The organism is Mesorhizobium sp. M1E.F.Ca.ET.063.01.1.1 (assembly GCF_003998155.1).
GTDB lineage: Bacteria > Pseudomonadota > Alphaproteobacteria > Rhizobiales > Rhizobiaceae > Mesorhizobium.
The window spans coordinates 1-816 of sequence record NZ_RZSC01001351.1 but is presented as its reverse complement, the minus strand read 5'-3'; the positions used below and the strand labels follow the sequence as shown (position 1 = coordinate 816).

Annotated in this window: 2 protein-coding genes; both read left to right on the top strand. The window is 61.6% G+C overall.

Annotated features, from left to right (window positions below; genetic code table 11):
• On the top strand, positions 1-199 hold a 199-nt coding region (locus tag EOA29_RS42520), incomplete at its 5' end, for a hypothetical protein (RefSeq protein WP_210213234.1).
• Between the two features lie 54 nt (positions 200-253).
• Positions 254-816, top strand: a 563-nt coding sequence (locus tag EOA29_RS38505) for a biotin/lipoyl-binding protein (protein ID WP_127222519.1), incomplete at its 3' end; no start/stop codon positions are given.

Below are 816 nucleotides of genomic sequence, written 5' to 3'. Positions count from 1 at the left end.
ATTCTCGACTCGGCCTGACCTGAATCTCGACAGACCCAGATTCATTTTTCAGCCCGATGCGAGGGGCGGCCACGGCGTGTTAGTCGGCTGCATAGCGATTGTGCAGTGCACATTAAATCTTCGTAATGCCGCGTTTTGGCCCTTTTCCGCCAAAGCTTTGTCCTATCTATTCGGCGAAATTCACGGCGAAAGACAGTGAAACGAGCTAGAATAGACTACCGGGATCGGCGTGTCGGTTAGAGGGCTATTGTCGATGCGCGGAAAAATCGCCTTTGCAGTCGTTGCGCTGGCCTGTCTCGCAGGCGCCGGCCTCTATCTTTCGCCGGCCGCGATGGGCAGGTTCCAGCAGTTGATCTCGGGCCAGCAGATCGGCACAGCCAGCGCCGACAAGACCGCCAAGGCATCGGACAATTCCAAGGGCGGCGGCGCGCGTTCGGCCTCGATCGTTTCGGCAACCGCGACGACCGCCGATTTTCCGATCCGCCGCTACGCTATCGGCTTCGTCTCCTCGCCATCGGTGGTCAGCGTGAACGCCCGCGTCTCCAGCCAGATCATGTCGATCGCCGTCAAGGACGGGCAGATGGTCAAGGCCGGCGATCTTCTCATTTCACTGGATGACCGGGCGCTGAAGGCGCAGCTCGCAAAAGACCAGGCGACGCTGGTCAAGGACCAGGCCATGCTGGTCAGCGCCCAGGCCGACCTGCAGCGCGCCAAGGACCTCGTCGCCAAGCAGGCCGGCACGCAGCAGACCTACGATCAGGCGCTGGCGGCGCAGAAGGCGGCAGCCGCGACCATCGATGCCGACAAGGCCACCAT